We start from the raw sequence: 7,564 nt of genomic DNA, 5'->3' as shown, positions 1-7,564 counted from the left end.
CCGCTTAAATACACACACCCCAACACTGATTTCATCCCCCCACACCCCCCCCCACAACCCCACGTCCAGGTATCACAACACTCTCTGAGGGAGGCGCCGTGCGCTGGCGCAGCTACGTGGCGGTGGGCGACAGCTTCACCGAGGGCATGGACGACGCGTATCCGGACGGCAGCTACCGGGGCTGGGCCGACCTGGTCGCCACCCGCCTCGCCGCCGAGGCCGGTCCGGACTTCGGCTATGCCAACCTGGCCATCCGGGGCCGCCTGTTCCCGAACGTGGTGGCCGAGCAGGTGCCGTCCGCGCTGGCCATGAAGCCCGACCTGATCAGCTTCGCGGCCGGCGGCAACGACGTGCTGCGCCGCAGCTTCGACCCGGACGTGTTCGTGCCGCGCTACGACGCCGTGGTCCAGCGGCTCCGGGGCGGCGGCAGCGACGTGGTGCTGTTCCGGTTCGCCGACGTGATGGCCCGGCTGCCCGGCCAGCGACTGGTGGCCCCCCGGGTGGCAGTGCTCAACCGCGCGGTCGGCGAGGTGGCCGAGCGGCACGGCGCGATCCTGGTCGACCTGTACGCCGACGACACCTACCTCAACCCGCTGCTGTGGAGCACCGACCGGCTGCACCTGTCGGCCGCCGGGCACCGCCGGGTCGCCGCCCAGGTGCTCGCCGCGCTCGGCGTCGGCTGCGACGAGGAGTGGCTGCTGGTTCCGCCGCACCCGGCACCCAGCCCGTGGCTGGCAGCCCGCGCCGCCGATCTGCGCTGGGCGGGCAAGCACCTCGCGCCGTGGATCAAGCGCCGGTTGACCGGGCGGTCCTCCGGGGACTTCGTCACCGCCAAACGGCCGGTGCTCGGCCCGGTCGACGCCGACTGAGCGTGCGTACCGTCCACGCCGCCGACCTGCTGCGGCTGACACCCGACGACCCGCCCCGCGCGGGGTTGGCCGTCGTGGTCGCCGGTGACCGGGTCGAGGCGATCGTGCCGACGGCCGAGCTGCCCGGCGCGTACCCCGGTGTGCGGGTGCGGCGGTGGGCCGGCACGCTCGGGCCGGCGCTGGTGCACGACGGCCCGCTGCCTCCCGCGCCCACGCCCCGCGAGCGGGTGCACGCGTTGTTCCGGCTCGGCGTCGCCGCCGTGGTCGGGGAACACGTCACCGATCCGGCGCTGCGGTCCGCCGCGGCCCGCAACGACGTGGCGGTGCTGCCCGCCGCCAGGCCGCCCGCGCTGGTGGCCGGCGGGCGGGCCGACCTCGCCGTCTTCGATCCGGACGGCTCCTGCCGCGCCACTGTGGTCGCCGGGCGGCTGGTGCACCGCCGCGCCTGACCCAGCCGGACGGCTCGACGGCGTCCACCGGACGTCCTATGTGTCCCGTGCTTCGCCTATTGGGATCGCCCGATGTCCGCCCGCCTGGGTAGCATCCGCTGCCCCCGTCGATCAAGTACGGGGTGACACAGGGGAAAGGTGGATGGGGTTTGACCCTCATGCCTGACAGAAATCCACGTCGGACCGGCCGGCGAGGTCTGCTCGCCGCCGCGCTGGCGACAGTGGTCGTGGCCGGGACGGTGACCGCCACCGCGGCGCCGGCCGCCGCGTACGACATCCGCTACGAGACGAACACCTCCTGGGCCTGGACCGACTCGCGCTCACCCGCCAAGATCAATATCGATCAGCCCGGCGACGTGCCGGTCGGCATCTGGACGGACGCGAAGGGTCGCCCGCACACGTCGCGTGCCTACTTCACGTTCGACATCTCCCGGTACCGGGGAGCGGAGATCGAGACGGCCAAGCTCGACGTCACGGAGACGGCCGGGGCGGACTGCACCAAGCGCCCGAAGATCGAGCTGTGGCGCACCGCCGCCTACACCGCCCGGTCGAGCTGGCTCAAGCCACCGGCCGACCTGGCCCTCGTCGACAGCCGCCAGCTCACCGACCGGACCGTCTGCCCGGCGCCCCGGGTGGAGTTCGACGCGGTCGAGGGGCTGCGCCAGGCGCTCGCCGAGGGCCGGTCGACGCTGACCCTCTCGCTTCGGCTGCCCGCCGACGTCGAGCGGGATCCGGCGCTGGCCCGGAAGTACGCCACCAAGGTCGGCATCTCGATCGACTACAACTTCCGCCCCGGCGTGCCGACCGACCTGCGGACCACCGACGGAACGGCGTGCACCACGGCCGAGCCGTACCAGGTGATCCGCTTCCCCGCCCTCTCCGGGGTGGTGCACGACCGGGACCGCAACGACGGCGGCGGCACGGACCATCTCACCGTCTCCTTCGCGGTCTGGCCGGTCGACGAGCCGGAGGCGCGCATCGAGCAGACCAACAACGCGCGCGACGGCCAGCGCGTCGTCGGCCGCTTCGACCACATCTATCCATCGCCGTTCGAGCACGACCGGACGTACGCCTGGCAGATGCGGGCGGCGGACAGCCGGGCCACCGGCGAGTGGAGCCCGGTCTGCTACTTCCGCCTCGACATCCGTGGCCCGGCCACCCCGCCCACCGTCACGTCCACCGACTTCCCGGACGACCGTGAGTGGCACCCGGCTCTGCCCGGCGAGTTCACCTTCACCGCCAACGGCGCCGCCGACGTGGTGCGGTACGGCTACTCGTTGGACTCCGGCGTCGAGAAGACGGTCGACGCCGACCGGACGGGCGGTGCGGCCACCGTCACGCTCACGCCGGACCGCGGCCTGAACACGCTGCGGGTGTGGAGCCTGGACGCGGTCGGCAACCGCTCGACGACCACCGCGTACGAGTTCCTCGCCGAGGACGTGTCGCCGGTCATCGAGGGACGGCTGAACGAGATCGGCGTGCCGGCGACGTTCCAGCTCCGTCCGCAGATGGACGGGGTGGTGCGCTACCGCTACGCCCTGGACGGCGACCCGGAGCGGACGGTCGACGCCGCCGCCGACGGCTCCGCCGCGATCACCGTCACCGCGACTCGTGGTGGCTTCCGCACCCTCACCGTCACCAGCGTCACGGCGGGCGGCGTGGAGGTCAGCGGCATCCGGGAGTTCCACCTGCCGACCGAGCCGATGATCTCGGCCACCGTCTACGAGGAGTGGACCGGCGGCGGCGGACAGGGCATACCGGGTGTCTTCACCTTCACCCCGCGTATGCCGGACACGGTCAGCTACCGCTACCGCTTCGACGACGAGCCGGGCACGGTGGCCGCGAAGGCCGACGGCACCGCGTCGGTGACCTGGACGCCGACCGGTGAGGGATGGGTCAACCTGGCCGTGTGGAGCGTGAGCCGGGACGGCACCGAGTCCGAGCCGGCGACCTGGTTCTTCCGGGTGTGGGACCTGCGTCCCGCCGTCTCCGCCGACCCCTACCGGGCCGACTGGCCCGCCGGTGGTCCGGGCCAGCCGGGCGAGTTCCGGTTCACCTCGGAGGTCCCGGAGACGGTGGCCTTCCTCTACCGGTTCGACGACGGCACCGAACAGCGCGTCGAGAGCGGCGCCCGGGCGACGGTGAGCTGGACGCCCACCGAGGGCGGGCAGCACACGGTCACCGTTCGCGGGGTCACCGCGGACGGCACCCGCTCGCCCGAGACCGTCTGGACGTTCCTGGTCGACGACGCCCCGCTGGTCCGGTCGGCGGAATATCCGGAGGGCGGCAGCAGCGGCCTGCCCGGAGTCGCCGGGACCTTCGCCTTCACGCCGCAGCGGTCGAACGTGGTCCGGTACCACTACTCGTTCCAGGGCGCGGAGCCGACGACAGTCGACGCGGCGGCCGACGGCACCGCCACCGTCACCTGGACCCCGGAGCAGGCCGGCTGGCACCAGTTGACGGTGATCGCGGAGACCGCTGACGGCACGCGCACCGGGCAGCGCGAGTACCAGTTCACCGTCCGCGATCCCAAGCCGCGGGTCATCTCGTACCTGTACAGCGAGTGGGGTTCGAGCGGTGGCATCGGCGTACCCGGTGGCTTCCGCTTCGACTCCGACCTGCCGGACACGGTGGCGTTCGTCTACCGGCTCAACGACGGGCCGGAGCAGACCGTCGACGTCACCGACGACACCGCCGCCGAGCTGACGGTCACCCCGGACCGGGCCTTCCGGAACACGCTCACCGTCCGGGCCCGCTCGTCGTCCGGCGAGCTGTCCCCGGAGACCAGCTACTCGTTCCTGGTCAGCAGCGTGCCGGGCGTCAGCTCGACCACCTACCCGCTCGGCGGGTCGGGCGGCGGTCCGGGCGTGCCCGGTGTCTTCACGTTCACCCCCGGGATGCCCGACGTCGACAGGTACGTCTACCAGTTCGACTACGCCCCTGAGGTCACCGTGCCGGCCGGCGCGGACGGCTCCGCCTCGGTCACCCTCACGCCGGCCGAGGCCGGCTGGCACACCGTGACGGTGTACGCGATCGACAAGGCCGGCAACCGGTCGGACCTCGCGTACCAGTGGTTCATCGTCGAGGGCTGATCGTCTGATCGCACCGGCCCCACCACCTTTCCGAGGTGGTGGGGCCGGTGTCACATCCGCGGCTCCGGATCGGGCGTACCTTGGGGCTCATGCCTGTGCCGAGTGATCCGCATCCACACCTCCAGTCGTACGCCGACCCGCAGCGCCTGGTCACCACCGAGTGGCTGGCCGAGCACCTGGGCGACGAAGGGCTCGTGGTGGTCGAGTCCGACGAGGACGTGCTCCTCTACGACACCGGCCACATCCCCGGCGCCGTCAAGGTCGACTGGCACACCGAACTCAACGACCAGGTCACCCGCGACTACCTGGACGCCGCGAGCTTCGCCGAGCTGTGCGCCGCCAAGGGCATCGGGCGGGACGACACAGTCGTCTTCTACGGCGACAACTTCAACTGGTGGGCCGCGTACGCCCTCTGGGTCTTCTCCCTCTTCGGTCACCAGGACGTGCGGCTGCTCGACGGCGGCCGGCAGAAGTGGGTCGCCGAGGGACGGGAACTGACCCGGGACAGGGTGAGCCGGCCCCGCGCCTCGTACCCGGTGCCGGAACGCGACGACGCGCCGATCCGCGCGTACCGGGAGCAGGTCATGGACCACGTGGCGGCCGGCCGGCCGCTGGTGGACGTGCGTTCGCCGGGCGAGTACACCGGCGAGATGCTGCACATGCCGGACTACCCGCAGGAGGGCGCGCTGCGCGGCGGGCACATCCCGGGCGCGGTGAGCAAGCCGTGGAAGTCCGCCGCGAACGACGACGGCACGTTCAAGTCCGCCGACGAGCTGCGCGCCATCTACGCCGACCAGCTCGGGCTGAGCCCGTCCGACGACGTGGTGGCCTACTGCCGGATCGGTGAGCGGTCCAGCCACACCTGGTTCGTGCTGCACCACCTGCTCGGCTTCCCGCAGGTGCGCAACTACGACGGCTCGTGGACCGAGTGGGGCAACCTGGTCCGGGCCCCCGTCGTGAAGGGCGACCAGCCCGGCGGCCTGATCCGCTGAGCCGTCCCGGCCGGTCCCGCCGTGGTCGCGGCGGGACCGGCCGGTTTTGTACCGGTCAGCGGGCGGCGATCGACAGCAGGCCGGGGACGTCGCCCGCCACCCAGTCGACTCCGCCGGTCTCCGGTCGCCACCGGGCCAGCCCGGCGTCGTAGCGGAACAGCAGCGCGCCGTCGGCGGTCCAGCCGTACACCTCGCAGCAGCCCTTGGACCGGCCCTCGCGTCCGAGGTCGAGCAGGCGGGTCACCGCGCCGGTACGGGCGTCGAGCACCGCCACGCCCTCGGCGCCGCTCGTCGTGCCGGCGGCGCCCGCTGTGGTGGTCCACCCGGCCTGGCCGATCCGGTCGCCGCGCTGCCAGCCCCGTCCGTAGACCTCGTCCAGCCGGTAGCCGGGCGGCAGTTCCCCGGTGGTCACCGGCCGCCGCTCCGGCTCGCCACCGGAGGCGGGGAACCGGCGTACGGCCAGGCCGCCGTCCCCGGACCAGCCGCCGACTGTGAACAGGTCACCGGAACGGGCCGGCTCGGGCACGACGAGCGTCCAGGGATCGACCGGCAGCTTCCGTGCCGCTCCGGTGCGCCGGTCCAGCTCGTACGCGGTGTCGTTGTCCCCGACCAGCAGCCGGTCCCCGGCCCAGAGCACGTGTTCCAGGTAGCCGGCGAGCGGGTAGCGGCGGACCGCGCCGTCGGTCAGGCCGACCACGACCACCTCGCCGGTCTGCGCGAACGCGGCGATCCGGCCGTCCGGCGACAGACTGCCCGGCTTGAGCGGAGCGGCCTGGTTGCCCCCGGCGTCGCGGGTGGGCGCGAGCGTGACGACGTCGAGTTCCCGGACGATGCCGTCGTCACCGAGCACCCGGACCGGGCCGGCCTCGCCGGTCTCCGGGTCGACCGGCTGGTAGAGCACCTGCGCCCGGCGCACCGGGCGTTCGGAGAGGCCGGAGGCGACCCGGTCGCCGAGCCGGGCCAGCGGGCCGCCGGCCTGTCCGAGCCGATCCGGGGGCCGCTGCACCACCGGCGCGCTCGGTGCCGACGTCACAGTCGGGCGGGGCGGTGCGGCCGGTGGCGGGCCGGAGCGGTGCAGGAGCGCCGTCGTACCGCCGCCGAGCAGGACCACGGCGACGGCCGCGGCGCCGGCGGCCCGGCGGGCGCGACGGACCCGGCGGGCCCGGTCCCATCCGGCGGCGGCCGGACGAGCCGGCCGGATCTCCTCGGCGGCCCGGGTCAGCAGCCGGGTCAGCTCGGTCTCGGTCACGGGTTCGCCTCCATCCCGGTCATCAGGCCGTCTCCGGGCGCGCCCGGGGCGGGTACGACGTCGCGCAGCTTGCGCAGCGCGTCGTGGCACTGGCTCTTGACGGTAGTCAAGCGTCGGAAGAAGCCAGCGGTTGTAGACGGGCATTGCAGGCATCAACGTCCCCCCGCAGCCTGGCATGATGCCGACGTGGTCAGACTCCTCGACTGGATCGCACCTCGGCTGATGACCTGGATGGTCGTGAGTTCCGCGCTGATCTTGATCTCTATAGCAGTCATCGCAGCCTCCCGCACAGGCGTCGACTGGGGAGTTGCGCCTGCGTGGGCCGCCTTCGGCATCTCGATTCTGGGTACCGTTGCCGCCGTCCACTCCGCGCGGTCATCCCGAACGGCGGCCCAGGCTTCACAGACCTCCGCTCAGACCGGGGTGCGGCAGGCGGCTGCTGCAGAAGAACAGGTCACGATCGCGAAGAGAGCCTTGGAGTTGGCGGAGCAACAGGCACTTACGGCCGGCACCCCAGGCCTTCAAGACTCGCTGCAGGAGGCCCTGACGCAAGAGCTTCCCTACGTCGCCTGGTGGATCGACCAGCGGTCAAAAAACACATACGTCCTGCGCAACATTGGCACCACAGCCGCACGCAACGTAGAGATTGACCAGTCGCGCATCCAATGCATGCTGAGAGGCGCGACCCAGGCCGATGAAGTCGATCCCAACGCCTCGGTGGAAGTCGCCCTCATTCCGATGTTCGGGGCGCCAAAGCCCAACGAGCTGTGGGTTCGCTGGGACGGTCACCCCTCGTGGCAGGCCGTCGCGGTACCGTAGCTTCGGCTGGCTATCCCGGTGTACCGAGTCAGCAGCAGGTCGCACTGCGCGTCGGCGCCCTCAGGCCCTGGCGTCCCGTGAGGACGCCCAGCGC

Annotated in this window: 6 protein-coding genes; 5 read left to right on the top strand and 1 reads right to left on the bottom strand. The window is 72.4% G+C overall.

Going from position 1 to position 7,564, the window contains the following annotated elements; translation table 11 throughout:
* Positions 1-98: 98 nt before the first annotated feature.
* The 4 genes from AB0B20_RS06495 (at position 99) to AB0B20_RS06480 (ending at position 5,402) form a co-directional block, all read left to right on the top strand.
* A complete protein-coding gene (locus AB0B20_RS06495) occupies positions 99-869 on the top strand; it encodes an SGNH/GDSL hydrolase family protein (RefSeq protein ID WP_357382230.1) in 771 nt (256 codons plus the stop codon).
* A 2-nt stretch (positions 870-871) separates the two neighbouring features.
* Positions 872-1,318, top strand: a complete 447-nt coding sequence (locus AB0B20_RS06490; protein ID WP_357468675.1) for a hypothetical protein — start codon at positions 872-874, stop codon at positions 1,316-1,318.
* Positions 1,319-1,476: 158 nt separating this feature from the next.
* Complete coding sequence (locus AB0B20_RS06485; protein WP_357468672.1) at positions 1,477-4,410, top strand: hypothetical protein; 2,934 nt, start codon at positions 1,477-1,479, stop codon at positions 4,408-4,410.
* Positions 4,411-4,499: 89 nt separating this feature from the next.
* Positions 4,500-5,402 carry a sulfurtransferase gene (locus AB0B20_RS06480; protein ID WP_357382236.1) on the top strand — a complete coding sequence of 301 codons (903 nt, stop codon included), beginning with the start codon at positions 4,500-4,502 and terminating at the stop codon, positions 5,400-5,402.
* 55 nt (positions 5,403-5,457) lie between these two features.
* Here the strand turns inward: AB0B20_RS06480 and AB0B20_RS06475 are convergent, their stop codons facing one another.
* Entirely contained in the window at positions 5,458-6,651 is a 1,194-nt protein-coding gene (locus AB0B20_RS06475; protein WP_357468669.1) for a hypothetical protein, read from the bottom strand.
* Between the two features lie 186 nt (positions 6,652-6,837).
* Here AB0B20_RS06475 and AB0B20_RS06470 point away from each other — a divergent pair, with 186 nt between their 5' ends.
* The gene (locus AB0B20_RS06470) at positions 6,838-7,470 is read left to right on the top strand and encodes a hypothetical protein (RefSeq protein WP_357468666.1); all 633 of its coding nucleotides are present in this window, start codon (positions 6,838-6,840) and stop codon (positions 7,468-7,470) included.
* The last annotated feature ends 94 nt before the right edge of the window (positions 7,471-7,564 follow it).

It is taken from the genome of Micromonospora sp. NPDC049151, assembly GCF_040648395.1.
Classification (GTDB): domain Bacteria; phylum Actinomycetota; class Actinomycetes; order Mycobacteriales; family Micromonosporaceae; genus Micromonospora.
Note: the sequence above shows the minus strand (reverse complement) of the source record. Positions and strands in the feature narration are given on the sequence as shown.